Source organism: Pseudomonas sp. SC3(2021) (assembly GCF_019856535.1).
In the GTDB taxonomy this organism is placed as follows: domain Bacteria; phylum Pseudomonadota; class Gammaproteobacteria; order Pseudomonadales; family Pseudomonadaceae; genus Aquipseudomonas; species Aquipseudomonas monsensis.
Genome location: NZ_CP082236.1, coordinates 3,299,349 through 3,321,377 on the forward strand (window position 1 = coordinate 3,299,349; position 22,029 = coordinate 3,321,377).

The following is a 22,029-nucleotide window of genomic DNA, read 5'->3' on the forward strand; positions in this document are numbered from 1 at the left end:
GAGGGCGTCCGGGGCGGAATTCCCGGATTCACCTGAGCCGCATCATCGCAATGTCACATGACGCTTGTGTGACAGCAAAATGACGTCAAATCAGCGACTTACCGGCGGTCGGAATTTCTTCAAGAAGCGCTCTGGCACGCCGATCACGCTTAGGTTACGTTGCGCGCGCTTGGCCAAGAGCCAAGGCTCGCCGACATGGATGTCCGGCAAAATCCCACGCCTTATCGGGCGTGCCTCATCCCTGTCCTGAGTATCTTGCGATGCTGCAAAAATCCCTGAGAGCGCAAATTCTCGCCCTGCTGAGCGGCAGCCTGCTGGCGACACTGTTGATCGCGCTGGCCTGCTTTCACTTCCTGTCCAACGGCGTACAGAACTACAGCCAGTTGATTGCCGGTCCGTTGCACACCTCGCAACTGATCGACGAAGCCAACCTGCAATTCAAGGTGCAGGTGCAGGAATGGAAAAACGTCCTGCTGCGCGGCAAGCAACCGGCGGATCTGAGCAAATACTGGAGCCAGTTCGAAGATCGCCAGCGCGATGTACAGAACATCCTTGGCGAACTGGCCGGCCAGAAAGGCATCGAGCCGGCGCTGAAAACCCGCATCGAACGCCTGCGTGAAGAACACCGCCTGCTCGGCGCTGCCTACCAGAAGGGGCGCGATGCCTATGTGGCCGCCGGTGCCGATCCAGCGGCTGGCGATGCCGCCGTCAAAGGCGTGGACCGTGCCGCCAGCGAGCAGATGAGCGCGTTGGTGGCCGAATTGCGCAAGCAGGGTGACGAGCAATCGCTGCAAATCAACGACAGTGCCAACAACACCGTGATGCTGGGTATTCTGGTGATGCTCGGCTCCGGTCTGCTGATCGGTCTGTTGAGCCTGTGGCTGGTCAACCGCAACCTGATCGAACCGATCCGCAAGCTGATCGATTACGTCACCCAGTTGAGCCGCGGGCGCCTCGCTGAACGTGTCGCCAACGACCGTCAGGACGAGTTGGGCAACCTCGCGGCAGCCGCCAATACCCTGCGTGATTTCCTTGCTGAAACCTTCACTCATCTGCAACGCAGCGCCAGTGATCTGGACAGCGCCAGCGGCGAGTTGAATGCGATCGCCACGACCATGGCCGGCGGCACCAACGAGCAGTTCAACCGCACCGACCAGGTGGCCACGGCGATGAACGAAATGTCCGCCACCGCCCAGGAAGTGGCGCGCCATGCTGCCGATGCCGCGCGCGCTGCCGATGATGCCGACCAGTCCGCTCAACAGGGCGAAAAGGTCATGCAGAGCACCATCCACTCCATCACCCAGATGCGCGGTGAAATCGCCAACACCGCCACGGTGATCCGTCGTCTGGAAGCTGACAGCGGCCGTATCGGCAAGGTGCTGGAAGTGATTCGCGGCATCGCCGAGCAGACCAATCTGCTGGCGTTGAACGCGGCGATTGAAGCGGCGCGGGCCGGTGAGGCCGGGCGTGGTTTTGCCGTGGTCGCCGATGAAGTGCGCAACCTGGCGCAACGCACGGCGGAGTCGATCATCGAGATCAACCAGATCATTCAGAGCGTGCAGACCGGCGCCGTGGACGCGGCCCAAGCCATCGACAGCGGCCAGTCGCGCAGCGATGAAAGCGTCGAGCAAGTGACCCAGGCCGGCGCCATGCTCGAGCGCATCACCCACGCCGTGGAAGCGATCCGCGACATGAACCGGCAGATCGCGACGGCGGCGGAAGAGCAGACTTCGGTGGCCGAAGACATCTCGCGCAACCTCACCGAGATCACTTCGATTGCCAGCACCAACCTCGACAACGTGCAGCGCACCGAAACGGCCAGCCAGAACCTGCATGGCCTGTCCGGGCAACTCAATGAAGTCACCGCTCGCCTGAGCGCGTGAGCCGTTGGCTGTGTACCGGTTCGGATACCGAGTCGGTACACAGTCAATCTCAAATTGCTGCGCACAGGGTCGATGACCGGGTATCTAAAACCGGCATTGGAGCACTCCCATGGTCAGCATCACATCTGTCTCGATCAACCAGACCCTCAGCACCTCGACGAGCAAAACGTCGATCACTGACGCCAGCGAAGACACCTCTGCCAGCGCCACGGCCAGCACCAGCGCCGCCACCGACGCACCGAAAGCTGCCGGCGGTGCAGCCCCGTCCGGTGACAGCAGTTCCAGCAGCAGCGAAGAATCGGATTCGGTGAAGGAACTGCGCAAGCAGATTGCCGAACTGCAGAAGCAATTGCAGGAGGAACAGCAGGCGCTGCAAGCGGCGCAGGCGAAGCAGGACAACTCGGATGCCAAGGCGGCTGAAGTGGCAGCGGCTCAGGCGCAGGTCACCGCCACCTCGGCGTCCCTGTCAACCGCCACAGCTTCATTGTTGCAGGCGTTGCAGGACTCCGACTCGAGCACTTCGGGTTCGCTGGTCAGCACCTCGGCGTGATGCCTTTTCCCCTCACCCTAGCCCTCTCCCAAGGGAGAGGGGACTGACCGCGGTGACTATTCGAGCTACGCCGACCTGAAATATCGAAGCGCACTCAGGTCCTTGTTGTTTTCCTGATCGGCTTCAAGATTGCGAGTCGAACTCAGGCTTTGAAAAACCCCCGATCGGCTCCCCCTTGGGGGAGAGGGCTGGGGTGAGGGGGAGAAAATCTCACTGACCACACATCAAAAAAGCCGAACACAAAAAAACCGCACGATTTCTCAATCGTGCGGCTTTCCGTATTCGCTGTATCAAGTGTCTTGCTTGTTGCTCAGCACCTTGCCGGTGGTGGCGTCGAAGTCGACGTCGAACTCTTTGCCGTCAGCGGTTTTCAGCTCAACTTCATATTCATAACCGTTGAAGTGGTTATCCAGGTCGGTGTCGGTGATGGTCGCACCCGGATGCAGTTTCAGCGCTTCGGCATTCATCGACTCCAGCGACTTGATCTTGCCGTCTTTAACCAGTTGCGGAATCTGATCGACGCGCACATCAGCCTGGGCCAGGCCAGCGGTGAGGGTCAGGGCAGCGGCGGTAAACAGGGCAGTCAAAGTTTTCATGAGTTCGTTCCTTGCTTGTTTAAGTGCGTGTTCTGTTGAAGTGAGTTCAGATTAATCACTGCAACTTAATTCACCCTTAAAACAACGCATCGCGCGCAGAACTCTAGGAGCGAGCCTGCTCGCGATGCGGACAACCGGGTTTATCTATCAGAACCCGTTGTTCTTCAACACTTGATCAACACTGGCACTGGCCGGGCGCTTGTAGAACTTCAACAGCTCACTGGCGCGGTTGGTGAAAATGCCGTCGACACCGGCGGCCATGACTTTCTCGAAGTCTACCGGCTCATCGACGGTGTACACGTGCACCAGCATGCCCTGATCGTGGGTGTACTTATTCATCCACGGTTGCACCAGGTCCGAATAACTCTGGTCGCCGCCCTTGGTCAGCTTCGCCGAAGGGCCGGTGCCGATCGCCCCTTGCGCCTTGGCGTAATCGACCCACTGCTTGAACTCGGCTTCGGACTTCGGCTCCTGCTTGCCGTAGAACACGTTCTTGTCTTTCTCGCCGGAGTCGGCGAAAGACACCTTCGATTTTGGTTCGATGCTGCCTTCACCGACCCACAACAGCAGGATCTTCGGCACTTGCGGCATTTCCTTTTGCAGCAGTTCGAGGCTGTTTTTCTCGAAGGTCTGCAGGATCACCTTGCCTTTGCCCTGGCCGACGCCGAGCTCGCTCTTGGCCAGTTTCGAACCGGCCTGGCTCAACCAGCCGCGATCCTGCAGCTTCTCCTTGAGGTCATGCTCGATGCCGGGAAACAGCTGCGGCTCTTTGGTTTCGATGTACAGGCCCGGCTTGTGTTTCGGGTTGGCCTGGGCGATGTCGATAATCTCGTCCAGGGTCAGGATTTTCAGGCCGGCGTAGGTCGGGCGTGCGCGATCCGGGTAGGCCGTGTTGTACCAACTGCCGGCGTCGAGGGTTTTCAATTCGGCCATGGTGAAGGCATTGGCCGGGCTGTCCTTGCGCTCCGGGAACTTGCTGGCGACGTCAGTGGTGCGTTGCAGGTTGTTGTCGTGCAGGGCGAACAGCACGCCGTCCTTGCTGCGCTGCAAGTCCATTTCCAGGTAATCGGCGCCGAGGTCGCGGGCCAGTTTGTAGGACGCGGCGGTGGACTCCGGTGCATCGAAGGACGCGCCACGGTGGGCGATCACCGCCGGGTGCGGGATACCGTGTGCCGCAGCGACGGCCTCGGGATCGGTCTGGCTGGCGGCCTGCGCCTGACCGAGAGCGAGCAGCAGGCTCAGCATGAGGGCGCTTTTGGTGAAAGTGGCGGGCATGTTCGAGTTCCTTTCGCAGGGCATTTTCAAAGACGTACCTTTTAACAACTGAATCGGTTGCGTGCTATCGCCAGACCGACATAAACGTATTAAAAGCGATTTTTCCTGCACTTTTTTGGCGCGGTTTGCAGTACGCTTGCCCTCGGCAGACGTCCCGGCAGAGGGCGCGCCGTTCCGTTGCCCTGCGTGTAAACCATCGAACACTTTTCGTGAGGTTTACCATGCGCATCACCTCCCAACTCATCTGCCAGGCGGCCGACGACCTCAAGGGCTTTGTCGGCCTCAACCGCAAAACCGGTCAGTACATCGTGCGATTCAGCGAAGATTCGTTCGGCATGGACGTGGCCGATGACGGCATCATTCCCACCAGTGAATTTGTCTGGGCGGCGGCCTCTGAGACGACCATGACCTTGAAGCGCGAGCTGATTCAGTTACTGCTGGATCAGAACATCCATGACCGGATCAACATCACCGAGCCGTTGCGGGTGTACATGAGCAAGGTTGAGGTGCCGGAGATCGTGGCGGTGCGCAGTCTGGTGAGGGGCTGAGATTCTGCGCAGTCTGTGAAGGCCTCTTCGCGAGCAAGCTCGCTCCCACAGTTGATCGCATTCCTCCTGTGGGAGCGAGCTTGCTCGCGAAGAGGTCAATCAGTGCGCCGCTGCACTCACTGCCCAAACCGATACTCGCGCTCCACCCGACACACCTGCGTGTGGAATTTCGAATACCACTGCGCGCGCCCTCGTGCCTGAATCACCCGGTGCTCGGGATGCTCGCGCCAGGCCAGAATCGCCGCCTCGCTCGCCCAGTACGAAATGGTGATCCCGACCCCGTCCTCGCCCCGGATCGAATCCACGCCGAGGAACCCCGGCTGCTGCACAACCAGCCCCATCATCCGCTCGGATGCCGCCGCGTAACCGTTGTCGCCCTCGGTGCGGGTCGAGGTGAAAATCACCGCGAAGCAAGGCGCGTTCGGTTTCATTGTTTTTGCTCCGCACACGCTTCAACGAATACCCGCACCAGCGGCGGGACCAGACCCTTGAGCGCCGCACGTTCCGGCTGGAACAGCGTCGCGACAAAGAACACATGGTCGTTCAATTCGATCGCGCGTAAATCGCCCGCCGAATCATGGCCCACAGCGTGTAGCTGATGGGTCAGCAACGCTCGTTCGAACTGCGGATTCACACCGAACCTGCAGCGATAGCCCTCACGAATCTCCGATGTTTCGTACGCCTTGGCGATCAACGAGCCTGCGACCAGATGAATGCTGTCCACGGCTTCCACCAATGAACAGGACAGCGGCGTGAGCACCGCTCGCTGCGAATCGGGTGACGTCTCGCCATGTTCGGCATCGGCCCAGCCCAGCACGTTGCGGGAAAATTCCAGCACCGCATGCTGAAAACCGCCGCAGGTGCCGAGGAAAGGTCGCTGTTGTTCGCGGGCAAAACGAATGGCGCGCAAGGCACCAGCTTCGCTTTTGTAGGGGCTGGCCGGTACGCACCAGAAACCGTCGAAATGCGCCAGCGCGGCATCAGCGTGGATCTGTTCGGTGGGCTGCCATTGGAATTGCACATCGCGGCCGCTGTGCTCGGCGATCATGCCGAGGGCAACGGGGATCGCCTGGTGCGCGGTGACTTGCGGGTCGTAATCGCCGATCAGGGCGATGCGGATGGCGCGGTTTTCCATGAGTGTTCTCTGCGCTTGTTGATTGATGGGGCTCACTATAGATTGGCGTTCACGCACTCAATATTGGCGTTTTCCCAAGTGATCAATGCAGCCGCGCACTATCGACTCGACTACCCGGATCTGGCGCTGATTCTCGCTCTGGTGCGCGGAGGTTCTCTGGCTCGGGCTTCGCAGTTGCTCAGGGTAGACGTGTCGACGGTGTTTCGCGCCGTGCGTCGTCTGGAGTCGGCGCTGGGTCAGCAACTGTTCGAAAAGAGCCGTGCCGGTTACCTGCCCACCACGCTCGCGCAGACCCTGGCCGAACAGGCTGAGCGCGCCGAGCAGGCGCTGGAAGCGGCGCGCATTGGTGTGGAGCAGGGCGGGGAAGTCGTCAGCGGTACGGTGCGCCTGACCTGTACCGATTCGGTGCTGCAAGGGCTGCTGTTACCGGCGCTGGCGCAGTTCATGCCGAACTACCCGGCACTGACCCTTGAGCTGAGCACCTCCAACGATTTCGCCAACCTCAGCCGGCGCGATGCCGACATTGCGCTGCGTTTGACGCGGACACCACCGGAGCATCTGGTCGGACGGCAACTGGCGAAGATTTCCTACCGGGTCTGTGCCAGTACGCGCTATCTGCAAAACATTGATGCAACGGATCTGGCGGCGCTGACCTGGATCGCCCCGGACGAGTTTTTGCCAGATCACCCGACCGTCGCTTGGCGCCGCCAGCAGTTGCCCGGCGTGACCCCGGCTTATCGCTGCAACAGCATGCTGTCGGTGACTGAACTGGTGCGCGGCGGACTCGGTGTGGCGGCGTTGCCGGACTTTTTGATTACCGAGGGTTTACAGGCCCTCAGCGAACCGCTGCACGGCTACGACACCGCGCTGTGGCTGCTGACCCGCCCGGACTGCCGGGCGTTGCGCTCGGTGGTCACGCTGTTCGATGAGTTGGGGCGGGCGCTGCGGCTGCCGTGATCAGCGTTTCGGGTTCTGGCAGATGTGCGCATGCAGTTCGCGGGTCAGGCCTTCGATGCGTTCAGTCAGGCTCTTGGTCATTTCGGTGAGTCGGGTGTTCTGCTCCAGCAATTCGAGCAGTTGCGCGGTGGTTTGCGCGGCCTGCGCCTGGCGCTCGGCGTTGGCCACCGCCAATGCTTCACGGTGCTGTGCGTCGGCGTCCGACTGCGCCTTGTCCCGTGCGGCCTGACGGGTCTGCGCCAGCAGGATCAACGGTGCGGCGTAAGCGGCTTGCAGGCTGAACGCGAGGTTGAGCAGGATGAACGGGTAGACGTCGAACTGTGTCACGCCCAACACATTGAGGCCGATCCATACCGCGACGATCGCGGTTTGCGCGCCGAGAAACAGCGGTGTGCCGAAGAACCGCGCAAAGGCCTCGGCACGCAGTGCAAACTTGTCGTTGCCGAACGTGGTGTTGAGGTGGGCGTGAGGGCGATGGAAGCGCAGGTGATCGACGGGAGCGGTGGCGGGGGAGGCAGGTTTTTCGGTGGTCATGATGGGCTCGGCAGGCTTCAGGGCTATTGTTCACTATAGCCTTGTGCCGAGTCTGACGGCCTCTTCGCGAGCAAGCTCGCTCCCACATTGGAATGCGTTTCCCTGTGGGAGCGAGCTTGCTTGCGAAGGCCGCGACGCGTTCTACAGACCCAGTACATCGATCACCCAGGTGCGCGCTCATTGGCAAACATGCTCACCGCCTGCACCGCTTCACTGGCGCCATCGCGAATCTGCAGAATCACGCTGCCGGCCTGATCCGCCAGTTCAACGCCTTGCGCCGCTCGGCCACGGGTGCCTTCCATGCTCTTGATCGCCTGACGGGTTTCGCTCTGGATCAATCCAATCATGTTGGAAATCTCCGCCGTCGAGCCGCTGGTGCGCGCCGCCAGTTGCCGCACCTCGTCCGCCACCACAGCAAACCCGCGACCTTGATCCCCGGCCCGCGCCGCTTCAATCGCCGCGTTGAGCGCCAGCAGATTGGTCTGGTCGGCAATCGCGCGGATGGTGTTGACGATCGCGGTGATCTGCTCCGAGCGTTCGCCGAGCTGCGCGATCAATGTCGAAGACTGCGCGATGTCGTCAGCGATTTCACGCATTTCGCTGGCCGCTTGCTGGATCACCTGGGTGCCTTGCTCGGCGACTTTGCGGGTTTCCACGGAGATGTGATAAGCCGCGCTGGCACTGCGGGCGTCCTGCTCATGCTGCTCGACGCGGGCGGTGACGTCCGTGGCGAACTTCACCACTTTGCACAACCGCCCGGACGCGTCGTACACCGGGTTGTAGTTGGCTTCCAGCCACACGGTCTGGCCGCGCTTGTCGACGCGCTCGAACTGGCCCTGAAACAACTCACCCTGGTTCAGCCGCCGCCAGAAATCCTCATAGGCGCTGCTGTTGACCAGATCCGCGCGGCAGAACAAACGGTGATGTTTACCCTTGAGTTCAGCGAGCGTGTAACCCATGCGTGTCAGAAAATTCTGGTTGGCCGTGAGAATGCCGCCTTCGAGGTCGAATTCGATCACCGCCATCGCCCGGTCGATCGCCTGCAGCTTGGCGTTGGCCTCGCTTTCCTGCTGAACCTTGGTCGTCACGTCCATGGCGTACTTGACCACTTTCACCACACGCCCCGACGCATCCTTGATCGGGTTGTAGTTGGCTTCCAGCCAGATCGGCTGGCCCTGGCTGTTGACCCGCTCGAACGTGCCGGACTGGAACTGGCCGTTTTTCAGACGCGACCACAACTCGGTGTATTGCGCGCTGCGGCCAAACTCCGGGGTGCAGAACAGACGATGAGGCTGGCCGATCACCTGATCAGCGCGGTAGCCCGTGGTTTTCAGGAAGTTGTCGTTGGCCGTCAACACCACTCCATCGAGGTCGAACTCGATCACGGCCATGGAGCGGTCGATGGCTTCGAGCAGGCCGTTCTGTTCGGTGATGGTGTGTTGAAGGTCGTTGAGGGCGGACTGATGGCGTTTGAAAAACATAGGGGCAGTACCTGGAAGTAGGGAAAGACGAGGTTTTTGTCCCTGTTTCCGCGCTGGCAGAGCAAATGCCGGGTGAGCACTTGTCATTGACTGCAAAGTGCCAGCATCCAGGCTGACGAAGCGATCTTATACAAACTACTTGTCGTTGTACAAGAAAATGCGTATCTGCATGACTACCGGTGTTTTCAAAGGCTGATGGAGTTGGCGTCGTCGGTGCGCGGCTGGCTCAGCGCCACGCTGATTGTGTTACGTCCCGTGTGTTTGGCGGTGTACAGCGCTTTGTCAGCGTCATCCAGCCAGGCCAGTGCGTCGCGGTACGACGGCTGAAACCGCGCCAGACCGATACTCAGGCTGACCCGCAGTTCCGGCACATCCGGGTGACGGTATTGATCCAGCGCCTGACGCAATCGTTCCATTTGCAGTTCGGCTTTTTTCAGTGGCTGGTCGGGCAGGATCAGGCAAAACTCGTCGCCGCCGTAGCGGCCGGCCCGTTCGCTTTTGCTCACCATGCCTTTGAGTTCGCCGCTCAGTTGGCTCAGCACCACATCGCCAATGATGTGGCCATAGTTGTCGTTGATGGACTTGAAGTGGTCGACGTCGATCAGCGCCAGAATGTCCTGAGTGTGATTTTGCCGGCACAGCTCGAACCTGGCGTGCAGCTGATCCTTCCAGGCGCCGTGGTTGAGTAGTCCGGTGAGGCTGTCGGTGCGGCTCAGGTCGCGCAGCGTGCGTTTGTGCTGCGCGAGTTTGATCGCCAGTTGGTAACAGACCATGCCCAAGGCCAGTGGATACAGGGTCAGCATCGGCAGGCAGGCCCAGGCTTCAATTTGAGTCATGGTCGGACTGAATTTGAAGCCGAAGATCGAGCCGCCCAGCAGTACACCGACGCACTGCGCGACGGCACCGAGCAGGAACAGGCGTCGGCCACCGGCGGCGACGTTGTTCATGGTCATCATCGACAGGATGGTCACGCTGGTCAGCGGATTGAACTGAAAACACGCGGTCCAGAAGCCGCCGCACAACGAGTCGTACAACAGATTGCGACGCTCGGCGCGGTAAGGGAAGGTTGCGCGGGTTGATACCTGATAAGCCAGATGCGGCCAGACAAATCCGTTGAACACCAGCAGCGCCCAGAGCCATGCCGGCATGTTCAACGGATACAGCGCTGCCGCGACGCTGAAAAAGCCGACGCCCAGACCGATAGTCCTTGGCAGATAGATGCGTCTGGCGAATGACAAGCCTTTGCCGCGTGGGTTTTCCATGATGTCCTGCGCCAGATTCATCCTGAAATACTTTGCCGTATTTTTTTCAGGTAGACCATTCGTCGGTCAATTGTCGGACATTGTCATTTATTCCAGCGCGAATAATCAGTGTCCTTCCGAGCCATTTAATCGACGGATCGCGCGCAGAGGCACGGTTTAGAGCTGGTAACGCGCCAGAAACATCTCCAGTGCCGATTCGGCCACGGCTTTTTGGGTGGCGGCATCCAGTGGCGGCTGGCCCATGGAAATCTGCGGCCAGAAGCCGAACGACTTCAGCAGCCCTTGCAGCTGCTGCCCGGCGAATGCCGCGTCCACGGGTTTCAGCCGACCGTCCGCCTGAGCGGCGCGAATCCACACGGTCAGGCCTTCTTCGCGCGCGCCCATGCGCGCCACCATATCTTGTGCGCGCTCCGGGGAGTGGATGGTGGCAGCAATCGCCACGCGCGCCAGACTGAGAAAATTGTCATCGGCCATCATCTGCAATTTTGCCCCCAGGATCTGTTGCAGTTGCTCGCGCAGCGGCTGATCGGCGCTGTAGGTCACGGTTTGCTCGGCGGTGATGCGTGCCCAGAGTTGGTTGAGAATTTCGGCAAACAGCTCTTCCTTGCTGGGAAAATGGTTGTACACGGTGCGCTTCGACACCCCGGCGGTGGCCGCGATCTTGTCCATGCTGGTGGTCTCGAAACCGTTGGCACGGAATTCGGCAATGGCCGCCTGGATAACGGCTTCGCGTTTGCGGTCAGTGAGGCGCTGTGGAGCTGTCATAAGTAAGCTTCGGCAGGAAAAGTGGAAATTACACTTGGAAGTTTACTTGTCATGCGCTTTCATGCAACCTAGAAACTACACCGATCAGTGTAATGTTGCGTTAATCCTCGCAACCTAAAAAACAGCAGTTCGGCCTATGCGTGCAGCTCTGGCCATTTATCGTCCCACCGCGAAAAATCGTGAATTACGCGGTTTTTCTGGAGTCATTTCAGTCATGGCCAATCCAGTTTCCCTCCCGGATAAAATTTCCACGCCTGAAGCCTCTCGACAGGATCAAGGGCTGTTCCGCAACCATGCGCCGGTGCGCCGCGAAGGCTTTCGCAAAATGCTGCGCATCATGTGGAACATGATCTTCCACAAACCGCGCAATACCCGACCCGCCGCCGCTATCCCGGTACAACCGTTGACCCGCGACGACCTCCTGGCAGCGCCCAACCACAGCGTGTTTCGCCTCGGCCATTCGACCCTGTTGCTGAAACTGCAGGACAAATTCTGGATCACCGACCCGGTGTTCGCCGAACGTGCCTCGCCCGTGCAATGGGCCGGCCCCAAGCGATTCCACCAGCCACCGATCAGCATCAACGAATTACCGCCGATTGAAGCAGTGATCCTGTCGCACAACCACTACGACCACCTCGACTACGCGGCGGTACTGCGGCTGGCGGCCAAGACCAACTTGTTCCTGACCCCGCTGGGCGTCGGCGATACCCTGATCAAATGGGGTATCGACGCCAACAAAATCCGTCAGTTCGACTGGTGGCAGGGCACCGAAATCGCCGGTATCCGCTTCATCGCCACGCCATCGCAACACTTCTCCGGCCGTGGCCTGTTCGACAGCAACAGCACCCTGTGGGCCTCGTGGGTGATGATCGACGGCGACACGCGGATCTTCTTCAGCGGCGACAGCGGCTACTTCGACGGCTTCAAACGCATCGGCGAACAATACGGCCCGTTCGACCTGACCCTGATGGAAACCGGCGCCTACAACGTCGAATGGCCGCACGTGCACATGCAACCGGAAGAAACCCTGCAAGCCCACCTCGACCTCAAGGGCCGCTGGCTCTTCCCGATCCACAACGGCACCTTCGATTTGGCGATGCACGCCTGGCATGAACCGTTTGACCGGATTCTGGCGCTGGCGTGGGAGCGCAGTGTTTCGATTACCACGCCGCAGATGGGTGACGCGTTCAATATTGCTCAACCGCATCGTGGCGAAGCCTGGTGGTTGGCGGTTGAAGGGGAGAGTGAGGGTGTGGCGCAGAACGCCTGACGCAAGCTGATATTGATTTGTGGCGAGGGCATTTATCCCCGTTGGGTCGCGATGCGGCCCCCTCTGTTCAATCAGGACAAGGGGCCTGCTGCGCAGTCCAACGGGGATAAATCCCCTCGCCACAGGTCCTTAATCAGCCATTGCATAATCCCCATGCCCCACCGATTTCGATGGCACGCCCATACTCGCACTGCGCCCCGGCGCAAACCCCGGAAAGAACACCAACCCCTGTGCCTCAAACCGATACGCCAACGCCAATCGCGCTGCATCCGCCACGTCCTGCTGCGCTTCAAACCGCTGGATGTCGTCCGCTGCGACCTCCGCCTCGCGCGACAGCTGTTCCACGCTCCAGCCCAGCATCGCTCGGGCCTGGACGCAGTGCGTCGGGGTGAACTGGAAAAGGGCAATGCGTTCGAGGATGTGGTTCATCGCAAGAGAGGCCATGGTGTGCTCCGGGCTCAAGAGTGCTGATTGAAAATGTACTGTGTTTTTGTACAGTTGTTTTCGGCCGGGATCAAACGCATTTTTTGATTTGCCCTAGTTCGCCGCCTCCAACCAGACGGACGGTGCCTGACCGAGCATGCGCCGGAACATCGTCGAGAACGCCGCCGGGCTCTCATAACCGAAGTCCAGGGCGATCCGCGTTACCGCTTCACCGGCTGCCAGCCGTGCCAGTGCCAGCACCACGCAAGCCTGTTGCCGCCATTGGCTGAAGCTCAACCCGGTCTGCTGCCGAAACAATCTGTTGAAGGTACGCAAGCTTATGTGCAACTGCTCGGCCCAGTGTTGCGGCGACTGATGCGCGTTCGGCTGACGCAGAAAGTTCTGACACAACGCCAGGAGTTTTCCGTCAGACGGCAGCGGAATGTGCAGGGGCAGGGGCGCGCTGCGCGCCAGTTCATGCAGCAACAGCTCGATCAGCACGCCATCGCGACCCTCGAGCTCATAGGCCAGCGGCACCTCCACCGCTTCCATCAACAGGTGCCGCATCAACGGCGAAACACTGATCACCTGGCAACGCGGTCCCAAGTCCACTGTCCCCGGCTCGATGTACACGCTGCGCGTGCTCACCCCCAGCATCAACACCTCATGCGCCACCCCCGGCGGAACCCACACCGCCCGCTGTGGCGGCACCACCCAGTTGCCGTCATGGGTGCGAACCTGCATCACTCCGGTCGCGCCATACAACAATTGCGCCCGCCGATGCGTATGAAATGGCAACAGCTGGCCGTGGGAATAATCCGTACCAATCGCCACCACCGGGCGTGGCGTGTCATCCAGCAGATTGATCGAAACATTGCGCATCAAGCGTTTTCCGGTAGTTGGCGTAAACGCAAACATTATTGGCTGAGTTGCTGAAGCAGGCCAAGCCGCGTGGCTCTATCGTCGACCGCTCGCCCTCATCGGATAACGCGCCATGTTCTACATTTTGCTGACCCTGTTCGGCTGCCTGACCGGCATCACCGCCGTCCTGTTCGGCTTCGGCGGCGGCTTCGTCGTCGTGCCGCTGCTGTATCGTCTGCTCAGCACCAGCCACGGCACCGACGACCCCATCGGCCAGTCGGCGATGCACATCGCCGTGGCCACCTCGACCTGCGTGATGATCGTCAACGCCCTGATCGCCACCGACAAACACCGCCGCGCCGGCAACCTGATCCGCCATTATTTGTGGCCGCTCGGCAGCTTCATCGCCCTCGGTGCGATCCTCGGCGCGATCGCGGCGGTATGGGTCAGCGGCGAGGTCATTCGTTACGCCTTCATCGCCTACCTCGGTGTGACCATCATCGACTGCCTGCTCAGGCGCGGCTTTCTCACCCGCAACGAAGGCGTCATCCCACGCCGACTCAGCAGGACAGAAACGTCCGGCGGCGGTGTAGGCATCGGCGCCATCGCCACGTTCCTCGGCGTAGGAGGAAGCGTCATGACCGTGCCGCTGTTGCGCCGCTGTGGACTGAGCATGTCGCAAGCGACGTCCATGGCCAATCCTCTGAGCGTGCCGGTGGCAGTAGCGGGGACGCTGACGTACATGGCATTGGCCGGGTTCAGTCAGGCTGAGTTGGGGGCGTGGTTTGTCGGGTATGTGGATCTGCTCGCGTTTGCGGTGCTGACGGTTGGCTCGCTCATCGGGATTCGATTGGCCGCGCCATGGATTGGGCGGATACCAGACCAGGTGCATGCCTGGGTCTATATCGGGTTGCTGATTATTGTGCTGCTGTGCATTTCGCTTAAATGAATCATTGCCAGGTTACAGCGGAAGAAATAAAAATCGGTAACTAAGCGCCGTCCTCCAGCAATGACCAGAGAACCAGGATGTTGATCTTCAATTGCACCGAAGCAGCCAGCAAGTTTTTCAGCCGTGTTCACAAGGGCAAAAAAATCACGCCGTTGGATGCTAATCCGCCGTCCTCAATCATTGAAGATGATGAGTTGAACGGCGCTGACGAGCAGTGGCTGGTGCACGCGATAACGGTACAACGCAAGCATGTGCTGCTGGTCATTCACATCAAAACCCGTTATTGCGTGATTTTGGCTGACGTCAAAAAGGCTGATGCTGAGGGCTTCATTGCGCGTTTTATTGATCGCTGGGTCAAGGGATTGGTGATCAACGCGCATCATCATGACCTCGGGCAGTGGCTTAACCCTGAATTGATGTTGGCGCGGGTGCAGCAGACTTGTGAGCATCATCGCTTTTATCGACGTAGCCATCGTAGCGCGCAAAAACACATTGATGAGATTGCATGGATCTTCCAGGACAAGGTCGCTCATACGGGCTCTTTGCCACCGGATGAAATCACAGCGATGGTATTTGACGAGCAAATGAATGACACGCCCAGAAGCAGTAAGGGCGCCAAGTCTTACTACTTTCCGAATGAGGAAATGGCGCTTCACTGGCTGCGTCATTACTGCTTTCTTGATGACGTCCAGCTTCATGCTGCCAAGGAGCGTCGCCATCAAAGGGTTCAGGAAATTGCGGCCCTGGAGCGCGAAGCCTGGCTTAAAAATTACGAGCGAGAAAACTCGAATCGTTAAGCTACCCACGCCATAATCCGCAGCGTATTTTTCAGCGCCGGCGCCTATGCGCCGACGCGACCTCCGATTCCTTCAAGGATTGATCCATGCTCAAGGGACTGCTGCGCCTGGCGCCATACGCTGCGGCGCTGTTCACACTGATTTCCACTGCCCATGCCGAAGAGGGCCGGCGCGTGTTCACCGGCACGCTGGGCAAGATGCCGATTGTGCTGGAGCTAAACACCACGCAGCAGGATGAAGTCACCGGCCGCTACTTCTATGAGAAGTATCACCGCGACCTGGAACTCAGCGGTTCGCTGCAAGACAGCACGTTGAATCTCGTTGAGGGCAACAACCGCTATGGCGACGATAAACCGCTGCCGACTCTGAAGCTGGAAGAGACTGCCAATGGCTGGCAGGGTGAATGGCAAAGTCCGCAGGGAAAGAAGCTGCCGGTTAAACTCGCCGAGGCCAAACTTCCCGCGCCAACGTCAGCAACTTTGCCGTTCGTTGCCGCGCTGCCAAACGACGAGCCTTACGAGTATCTACGCCTGCAGGGACTTAAACTGAAACCGGCGAAGAAAGAAAACTTCATGGGCTACGACCTGCAATGGTGGACGGAGCCTGAGACAAAGATCTCGCTGTTCAGCGTGGAGTCCGGACTGTCGAAAGATGATCAGCAGCGGGTAAACCAGCAGTTGCTCGGGCGACTCTGGAATGAAGTCATCAGTTACCACAGCTGCCAGCTGCGGGGCGGAGAAAACGTCGAATTCATGCAGCAGGCAGAACCGAAAATGATCTCGCCAGCCGTGGTCAGCCTGAACATCTCCACCAGCTACTACTGCGGCGGCGCGCATCCGGATTTTGGTGATTCCCCGCTCAACATCGACGTGAAAACCGGCCATCCGCTTTCCCTTGAAGATGTGCTGTGGGTCGGTGAAGGCAAACCACTGCTACATGCCGAGCGCGACAGCCTGGGCGACAAACCGCTGAGCGAGGCCGAAAGTGACGCGCGTTATCGGTATGTCAGCAAAGAGCTGGTGCCTTGGGTCATCCAGCAATTCACCGCCTTGTACCCCACGGAAATGAAGAAACCCGCGCAAGATGACGACTGTGATTTCACAGATGAAAGCATCTGGGGAACTACGCCGTGGTACTTCACTGATAGGGGCCTGTATCTGGGCGCCTACTTCGCTCGCGTACAACGCTCTTGCGACAGGCCTGACTGGTCGATCCTGCCGTACTCCATCGTCAAACAACACCCGGGCGCGGTCGAACTGCAATTGCCCAAAGGCTAACCGTCACGCCAACCCCGGCGCTTCCCGCACAATGAAGTGATCCAGGTTCTCGATGTTGGCACTGAACACCCCGAACGTCTGCTCGGGGTTCTTTTTGCTCGGCACCTGCTTCAACTCCGGCGTCACGCCATAGAAGAAACAGAACAACTCCTTGTCACTGTCGATCGCGTGCTTGATCTCTTCCAGAAACGCCTTGCGCTTGCGGTAGTTGTCGATCAACTTCTTGCTCAAGTACACGTTCACCGAATACGGCTTCTTCTTCGGCTCATCTGCCTGCTTGAACCAGACCTTCTGCTCGAAGTCGATGCGAAAACTCTGGGTGTAATCCTTGATCTCCTTGATCTTGCCCCAGTAAATCAGCCCCTTGTTGTCCGTCAGATACTCAATCTTCTTGAAGAACGACCCATAAGGCGCCGTGTGCTCACCGATCTTCAACGGCATGCGCTTGAGCAACTCCTTGTCGGCGAAGTTAGACACAAAACACTCCACCGGATGCGCAAACACACTGGTCTTATCCGGCGCCGTCTCACGCCCTGGCGACTCCTTTGAACTCACCTGCGGCACCCGCACCGGATCATCCCGCAACACATCCGCCGCCCCCGCGGGCGTAGCAGGCTTACGCACATACTCACGCCGCGTCAGCAACAGCTCCGACGGAAAATGCTCCTCCCGCCCGTCATCCGTTTCGCCATCCGCCGTCTCAACGCCAGACGCCGACGCCTTCAAACTCACATACGGACAACCCGCCACATGCTGCGTAGTGGGCAAGTTCTTGAAGTGCGGCGTGCGCACGTAATTCACGTTCTTGGCGTTGAAAGTGCCCAACTCGTTAGATGCATCGAACGCCGAGCGACAGGCATCGTTGGGGCACTGGAAGTGCTCTTTCGCCGAGTCAAACGCCACCGTCTCATCGAAATTGAGATCGCGAACGTCATAGATCGACAACTTGTCGTCGAGGCTGAGGCAGTAGGCGAGATCGAATTTCATGGCAGGGCTCGGATCCTTGAGTGGGGGAGGGGTATTAATAGCGGGAGGCGGTGCGGCTTGCACTGATTGTTTTCAGGATGATGCAAAATCTGTGGGAGCCAGCTTGCTGGCGAATTGGTGGTATCAACTCATTACCGAATCCAGACACCCACTCAGCAGCAAAAACTCCCCCTAGTCACAGAGTTTTATTCCTCTGGAATCAGCCTTTTCAACCTTGTATAAAGCGAAGCTGTAAACGCCACGCGATCATTCGAATGGTGACAACGACGATGGCAATTCGGACAAAGTGCTACAGCGTTCGAGACTTGATCCGAACCCTTATCTGCAAGTGGTTTGACATGGTGGACTTCTAGAAACGGCAGATCATGCATTTGAAACGGAGCCGGGTCGCCACAGCCTTCGCAATGCCCCTCAGCTTCATTTCGAACCCAGGCTCTAACCTCGGGATCGCGAACGTAAATCGTGCGAGTATTCGACGCTTTCTTTGGTTTCTTTATGCCTTTCGGCGGCTCTTTTATGTGCTTCTTCTGAATTGCAGCAGCGCGACGCTCTAGTATTTCTTCGTCGGCTGTCGGAATAGCTGGGTCACCCGGCTGGAAGCCGCGATTTGTGAGAGCTGTTCGAATTAACTGCTCAACATTCGAACCAACGTTTTTCGCCGGTTTGTAACCCTTAATGGGTTTCCGATCCATCGTCATCAGGACTTTGGAAATGTTCTGCATTCGGAATTCGACAGAGCCTTTTGTGCGAGTCGACAAGGCTGATGCGCGTAGTTCGCGATTCTCATGTGCCTTGTTGAATTTGTGACCCGCGAGCTCTAAATCAAGCATTCTGAGATAGGTGTCAACCGCTGCCTCAATCTCAGCAACAGTCCAGTCAGTGTCTTTTTTCTTGTCGCTCATAAAATCGCCGAGGGTTGAAAACCCTCGGACGATACTGAGTGGCCATCACGGCTGTCTAGGAAAATTCCTACAGAAAATAGCGACGGATCTCTCGAGATCCGACAACCACATCGCTAACCCATCGAATGCTTCGAAGACTGAAACACCTGTGCAACCCTCCGCCACCAGGGCAACGCTACCGTAGCTCGCCGTTGGGACTGATCGTTCAACAGGTAAGGCATATCCCGAAGCCTAATCCAGCTCTCATCCTGCCAACGCAACAGGCTCAACGACATTTCCGGCCAGTTCAGCAAACTCAACATCGGCTGATCTGAACTTACTGAGCGTTCCGCGTCGCGCAACGTAGGCACCACCAGATGAGTAAGCCACTCACGCAACAACCGATTTTCCGGGACGTAGTGATACACCAGCAGCGCATATACGCCGGACTCGCTGAGCATCAACAGCTTTTCAGGCTGTCGGTAATAATCAATCCACAAAAAACGATGTTGATCTTTGTCCAGCTTGGCGACCATGCGATCACTGAGATGGACACCCATCAAGCGGCCAATGTCGCGGGCGCTGAACCATGGTTCGTTTTCGAGAAGGAGGCCGTGCAGATGAAGGCTATGGCGGGTAAATACTGTGGGAGTGTGTGCGTCAGGCATGATCAGCCTCCCGAATAGGAAGCATAATTTCAGCAGCAAAGCTGTAGGCGATTTCCTTCATGCAGAAGGGAAAATACGTAGGCATATCCATTACCTCTACTTGATAGCTTTCTTAGGGCTAAGGCGCCGGGAGTTAAGAAACCCCAAGTAGAAGGCCGGACATATTCCCCTTACGGGTCTTGTATTAGCCCACTCCCGACATAGCAGAGGTGTTTTGCGTCCACGAGAAATCCATAGGCACAAAAAAGCCGCATCTTTCGGGAGCGGTCAGGCCGCTACTTGAGGCGTTTCTTAGGCGCCGGGTCATTGAGCTTATTTGCTTCGCGAGAGGCAGTCAAGTGGAAGGCTTACGCCGAAATAATAATTGTAAAAAAAGTTGAAATTTATACGCTTCAGCTATGCTCATTAATCATTTTCTATGTGGTTTGCTTGTGTTGGTTGCAGTTATGTCTGTCAGAACTATCAGGGAGCAGAAAATGTTTAAGAAAATAAAAAGAATTAAGAATGTAGCGGTTTATTCAGATTTTGATTGGGATACTTCAGTAAGGGAGTCGGGTGGGCGGATAAGTGAGTTCAAAGGAATAAACATAATCTATGGAAGGAATTACTCTGGGAAGACAACTCTTTCAAGGATTTTTAGATCCTTGGAGACTGGGTTTATCTCTGATAAGTATATATCGCCAAAGTTTGAGTTTGAGTTGAGTGGTGGCGGGGTGGTTAATCAGGATCAGATTCCTCTGAAGCAACATAAGGTGAGAGTGTTTAATGAGGATTTCGTTAGGGAGAATTTAAAGTTTATAAGTAATGCTGATGAGAGTATTAAATCTTTCGCCATACTAGGTGAGGATAATAATCGCTTGGAAGAAGAAATTAAGCTTAAGGAGGAGGCTCTTGGTTCGGAAGAGGACGGGGTGGGGAAGCTAGGAGTAGAGAAAGAGAAGAAACTGGCGCTCGGTGTTGCTCGTAAAAACGCTCAAGACGCTCAAGATTCTCTGGACTCAAAGATTTCGGATAAAGCTAATAATAAAAACACCGGAATAAAACATAATAAGATTTACGGGGAAGCAACCTATAACGCGCCGAAGCTCCTAAAAGATGTAGAAACTGTTTTGGATGACGGATTTGAGTGCGTGAGTGACGATGAGTCGTTGAATTTAGAAGCCCTGCTTAAAGAAGAGGTTAAGGCGGAAATAGATAAATTTTATTTTTTTGAACCGTCTTTCGATAAGTTATCCAGTAGAGCAAAGGATCTTGTTGAGAAGAAGATCTCGGTAACTCAGCCTCTTATTGAGTTGTTGGAAGACAACCTGTTAGAAGATTGGGTGCGAAAGGGGCGCGCTCTTCATGAGCATAAGCGAGATGATTGCGGATTTTGTGGGGGCGCTTTACCTAGTGGGTTGTGGGGTAAGTTGGATCTCCATTTTAATAAAGAATCGGAAGAGCTTAGGATTAGTATTTCGAGTCTTTTATTTGATTTGCACAATGAAATAAAAAGAGCTGCGGATGTACCTAAGATAGATGTATCTTCCTTTTACGCGTCCTTTCGCGTCGAGGTATTGAGTGCTGAGGTTGAACTTAATTCTACTTTAAATAATTATCGAAAATCTTTAGAAAAATTGGGTGCGGCTTTGGACGCCAGGCTTGCTGATATTTTTCATCCGAAAGTGTATTTTGATGTGGAAGATTATAGTGAGGTTGTGGTAGCTATTGGTGAGGATTTGAATGGTGTTGTGAGTAAGTCTAATGAGTTTACCAAAACGCTTGCTACTGAAAAGAATAAGGCTCAAAAGTGTTTGCGGTTAAGAGATGTATTTCGGTTTGTCATGGACATAAATTTAGGGGGTGAAAAAGCAAAAATCATCGCTTTGAATACTTGTTCAGATGATGCAGAGCGCGAGTGGAGAGATTCGAAATTAGAGGTTGACGTGCTCGTTCGCGAACTTGATAAGTTAAAGGCGCAACTAAAAGATGAAAGCAAAGGGGCTGATCGAGTTAATGTTTATTTGAACGATTTTTTTGGTCATAAAGCTTTGTCTCTTAAGTCAGAAGAGGTCGAAACGGGCTACAAATTCGAGGTCGTAAGAAACGGGGTTAAGGCTCACCATCTCAGTGAGGGAGAGTGTAGTTTAATCGCATTTTGTTATTTTATGGCGAAGCTTCATGATGTTGAAACTAAAGGGCATAAGCCAGTCATATATATTGATGATCCCATCTCAAGTCTCGATAGTAATCATATATTTTTTATATTTGGCCTAATTAATAGCGAAATCGTGAGGTCGGGTGAGTTTGGTCAACTATTCGTGTCTACTCACAATTTAGATTTTTTGAAGTATCTTAAACGGCTTATTCCCAAGGATGTTTCGGGAAAGGCTGAGGAGAGAAGGTATTTCATAATCGAGACTTCTGGTGATGTAAGTTCGATTAAGTTAATGCCTGGGTATTTGAAATCGTATGTGACTGAGTTTAATTATCTGTTTCATCAAATATTCAAGTGTGCTAATGCGGGTGATGCGCCTGCGGAGAGTGAGCATGATTGCTATTATAATTACGGGAATAATGCGCGAAAATTTTTAGAGGCTTTTCTTTATTATAAATACCCTAATGCGGATGAAAAAGATTCGACAAAATTGGAGAGGTTTTTTGGTGATGATAGTCGTTCTTCATTGCTTACAGAACGTATCCATAACGAGTATTCTCATCTGGCAGGTGTGTTCGAACGAAGTATCAGTCCTGTTGATGTTCCGGAGATGAAGAGGTCTGCGCAATTTATTCTGAACAAGATGAAAGAAAAGGATGCCGATCAGTATTCAGCTTTTATGGAAAGTATAGGTAATCCAGTTGTGACTTTTTAGAAGTGTTTTATATATGGCTAAGCGTGTTGTATAAAAAAGCCCTGAAGTTCAGGGCTTTTTATTTTTCATTAGGAGTGT

General features: G+C 56.3%; 22 protein-coding genes and 2 pseudogenes. 10 read left to right on the forward strand and 14 right to left on the reverse strand.

Annotated elements, in window-relative coordinates:
- Nucleotides 1-839 precede the first annotated feature (839 nt).
- The 3 genes and pseudogenes from K5Y35_RS28220 to K5Y35_RS14695 form a co-directional block, all read left to right on the forward strand.
- Nucleotides 840-950 (forward strand): annotated as a pseudogene (locus K5Y35_RS28220) (hypothetical protein); the annotation flags it as partial.
- Nucleotides 951-1,178: 228 nt separating this feature from the next.
- Complete coding sequence (locus K5Y35_RS28225) at nucleotides 1,179-1,883, forward strand: methyl-accepting chemotaxis protein (protein WP_409202059.1); 705 nt, start codon at nucleotides 1,179-1,181, stop codon at nucleotides 1,881-1,883.
- A gap of 109 nt (nucleotides 1,884-1,992) precedes the next feature.
- Nucleotides 1,993-2,433 (forward strand): hypothetical protein, encoded by a 441-nt coding sequence (locus K5Y35_RS14695; RefSeq protein WP_222832240.1) that lies wholly within the window; start codon nucleotides 1,993-1,995, stop codon nucleotides 2,431-2,433.
- Between the two features lie 290 nt (nucleotides 2,434-2,723).
- On the opposite strand, the gene K5Y35_RS14700 is transcribed toward K5Y35_RS14695, so the two are convergent.
- Nucleotides 2,724-3,029, reverse strand: coding sequence for a PepSY domain-containing protein (locus K5Y35_RS14700; RefSeq protein ID WP_064588817.1), 306 nt, complete (start codon nucleotides 3,027-3,029; stop codon nucleotides 2,724-2,726).
- Between the two features lie 147 nt (nucleotides 3,030-3,176).
- Nucleotides 3,177-4,304 (reverse strand): glycerophosphodiester phosphodiesterase, encoded by a 1,128-nt coding sequence (locus K5Y35_RS14705; RefSeq protein WP_123467061.1) that lies wholly within the window; start codon nucleotides 4,302-4,304, stop codon nucleotides 3,177-3,179.
- Nucleotides 4,305-4,525: 221 nt separating this feature from the next.
- On the opposite strand from K5Y35_RS14705, the gene K5Y35_RS14710 reads away from it, so the two are divergent.
- The gene (locus K5Y35_RS14710; protein WP_123467059.1) at nucleotides 4,526-4,852 is read left to right on the forward strand and encodes a DUF2025 family protein; all 327 of its coding nucleotides are present in this window, start codon (nucleotides 4,526-4,528) and stop codon (nucleotides 4,850-4,852) included.
- A 116-nt stretch (nucleotides 4,853-4,968) separates the two neighbouring features.
- On the opposite strand, the gene K5Y35_RS14715 is transcribed toward K5Y35_RS14710, so the two are convergent.
- Both K5Y35_RS14715 and K5Y35_RS14720 read right to left on the reverse strand, forming a co-directional pair.
- On the reverse strand, nucleotides 4,969-5,283 hold the full coding sequence (locus K5Y35_RS14715; RefSeq protein WP_222832241.1) for an antibiotic biosynthesis monooxygenase family protein: 315 nt from the start codon (nucleotides 5,281-5,283) through the stop codon (nucleotides 4,969-4,971).
- The gene (locus tag K5Y35_RS14720; RefSeq protein WP_222832242.1) at nucleotides 5,280-5,987 is read right to left on the reverse strand and encodes a CTP synthase; all 708 of its coding nucleotides are present in this window, start codon (nucleotides 5,985-5,987) and stop codon (nucleotides 5,280-5,282) included. Before K5Y35_RS14720 ends, K5Y35_RS14715 begins: the two co-directional genes overlap by 4 nt.
- A 15-nt stretch (nucleotides 5,988-6,002) precedes the next feature.
- Between K5Y35_RS14720 and K5Y35_RS14725 the strand changes: the two genes are divergently transcribed.
- On the forward strand, nucleotides 6,003-6,944 hold the full coding sequence (locus K5Y35_RS14725) for a LysR family transcriptional regulator (protein ID WP_123467054.1): 942 nt from the start codon (nucleotides 6,003-6,005) through the stop codon (nucleotides 6,942-6,944).
- Here K5Y35_RS14725 and K5Y35_RS14730 read toward each other — a convergent pair whose 3' ends face one another.
- The 5 genes and pseudogenes from K5Y35_RS14730 to K5Y35_RS14745 all read right to left on the reverse strand — a co-directional run bounded on the left by K5Y35_RS14730 (nucleotide 6,945) and on the right by K5Y35_RS14745 (nucleotide 10,986).
- Nucleotides 6,945-7,478 (reverse strand): DUF1003 domain-containing protein, encoded by a 534-nt coding sequence (locus tag K5Y35_RS14730; RefSeq protein ID WP_123467052.1) that lies wholly within the window; start codon nucleotides 7,476-7,478, stop codon nucleotides 6,945-6,947.
- A gap of 161 nt (nucleotides 7,479-7,639) precedes the next feature.
- Nucleotides 7,640-8,251 carry a methyl-accepting chemotaxis protein gene (locus K5Y35_RS28230; RefSeq protein WP_410055927.1) on the reverse strand — a complete coding sequence of 204 codons (612 nt, stop codon included), beginning with the start codon at nucleotides 8,249-8,251 and terminating at the stop codon, nucleotides 7,640-7,642.
- A pseudogene (locus K5Y35_RS28235) lies at nucleotides 8,234-9,046 on the reverse strand (PAS domain-containing protein); the annotation flags it as partial. The pseudogene K5Y35_RS28235 and the gene K5Y35_RS28230, both read right to left, overlap by 18 nt.
- 98 nt (nucleotides 9,047-9,144) lie before the next feature.
- Nucleotides 9,145-10,242, reverse strand: a complete 1,098-nt coding sequence (locus K5Y35_RS14740; RefSeq protein WP_410055901.1) for a diguanylate cyclase — start codon at nucleotides 10,240-10,242, stop codon at nucleotides 9,145-9,147.
- A gap of 135 nt (nucleotides 10,243-10,377) precedes the next feature.
- Nucleotides 10,378-10,986, reverse strand: a complete 609-nt coding sequence (locus tag K5Y35_RS14745; protein ID WP_222832244.1) for a TetR/AcrR family transcriptional regulator — start codon at nucleotides 10,984-10,986, stop codon at nucleotides 10,378-10,380.
- Between the two features lie 214 nt (nucleotides 10,987-11,200).
- Here K5Y35_RS14745 and K5Y35_RS14750 point away from each other — a divergent pair, with 214 nt between their 5' ends.
- Nucleotides 11,201-12,256 (forward strand): MBL fold metallo-hydrolase, encoded by a 1,056-nt coding sequence (locus K5Y35_RS14750; protein WP_123467046.1) that lies wholly within the window; start codon nucleotides 11,201-11,203, stop codon nucleotides 12,254-12,256.
- Between the two features lie 129 nt (nucleotides 12,257-12,385).
- Here K5Y35_RS14750 and K5Y35_RS14755 read toward each other — a convergent pair whose 3' ends face one another.
- Together K5Y35_RS14755 and K5Y35_RS14760 are read right to left on the reverse strand one after the other, a co-directional pair.
- On the reverse strand, nucleotides 12,386-12,700 hold the full coding sequence (locus K5Y35_RS14755) for an XRE family transcriptional regulator (protein ID WP_222832245.1): 315 nt from the start codon (nucleotides 12,698-12,700) through the stop codon (nucleotides 12,386-12,388).
- 93 nt (nucleotides 12,701-12,793) lie between these two features.
- Nucleotides 12,794-13,561 carry an AraC family transcriptional regulator gene (locus K5Y35_RS14760; RefSeq protein ID WP_222832246.1) on the reverse strand — a complete coding sequence of 256 codons (768 nt, stop codon included), beginning with the start codon at nucleotides 13,559-13,561 and terminating at the stop codon, nucleotides 12,794-12,796.
- A gap of 112 nt (nucleotides 13,562-13,673) precedes the next feature.
- Here K5Y35_RS14760 and K5Y35_RS14765 point away from each other — a divergent pair, with 112 nt between their 5' ends.
- The 3 genes from K5Y35_RS14765 to K5Y35_RS14775 all read left to right on the forward strand — a co-directional run bounded on the left by K5Y35_RS14765 (nucleotide 13,674) and on the right by K5Y35_RS14775 (nucleotide 16,563).
- Nucleotides 13,674-14,489 (forward strand): sulfite exporter TauE/SafE family protein, encoded by an 816-nt coding sequence (locus tag K5Y35_RS14765; protein WP_222832247.1) that lies wholly within the window; start codon nucleotides 13,674-13,676, stop codon nucleotides 14,487-14,489.
- Between the two features lie 77 nt (nucleotides 14,490-14,566).
- The gene (locus tag K5Y35_RS14770; RefSeq protein ID WP_222832248.1) at nucleotides 14,567-15,286 is read left to right on the forward strand and encodes a DUF6933 domain-containing protein; all 720 of its coding nucleotides are present in this window, start codon (nucleotides 14,567-14,569) and stop codon (nucleotides 15,284-15,286) included.
- Nucleotides 15,287-15,372: 86 nt separating this feature from the next.
- The gene (locus K5Y35_RS14775) at nucleotides 15,373-16,563 is read left to right on the forward strand and encodes a hypothetical protein (RefSeq protein ID WP_222832249.1); all 1,191 of its coding nucleotides are present in this window, start codon (nucleotides 15,373-15,375) and stop codon (nucleotides 16,561-16,563) included.
- A 3-nt stretch (nucleotides 16,564-16,566) separates the two neighbouring features.
- Here the strand turns inward: K5Y35_RS14775 and K5Y35_RS14780 are convergent, their stop codons facing one another.
- The 3 genes from K5Y35_RS14780 to K5Y35_RS14790 form a co-directional block, all read right to left on the reverse strand.
- Nucleotides 16,567-17,550 carry a hypothetical protein gene (locus K5Y35_RS14780; protein WP_222832250.1) on the reverse strand — a complete coding sequence of 328 codons (984 nt, stop codon included), beginning with the start codon at nucleotides 17,548-17,550 and terminating at the stop codon, nucleotides 16,567-16,569.
- A gap of 185 nt (nucleotides 17,551-17,735) precedes the next feature.
- The gene (locus K5Y35_RS14785) at nucleotides 17,736-18,452 is read right to left on the reverse strand and encodes an HNH endonuclease signature motif containing protein (RefSeq protein ID WP_222832251.1); all 717 of its coding nucleotides are present in this window, start codon (nucleotides 18,450-18,452) and stop codon (nucleotides 17,736-17,738) included.
- A gap of 113 nt (nucleotides 18,453-18,565) precedes the next feature.
- Nucleotides 18,566-19,099: a Bro-N domain-containing protein gene (locus K5Y35_RS14790; protein ID WP_222832252.1), complete on the reverse strand. Its 534-nt coding sequence runs from the start codon at nucleotides 19,097-19,099 to the stop codon at nucleotides 18,566-18,568.
- A gap of 476 nt (nucleotides 19,100-19,575) precedes the next feature.
- Here K5Y35_RS14790 and K5Y35_RS14795 point away from each other — a divergent pair, with 476 nt between their 5' ends.
- Entirely contained in the window at nucleotides 19,576-21,951 is a 2,376-nt protein-coding gene (locus K5Y35_RS14795) for an AAA family ATPase (protein WP_222832253.1), read from the forward strand.
- Nucleotides 21,952-22,029: the final 78 nt, after the last annotated feature.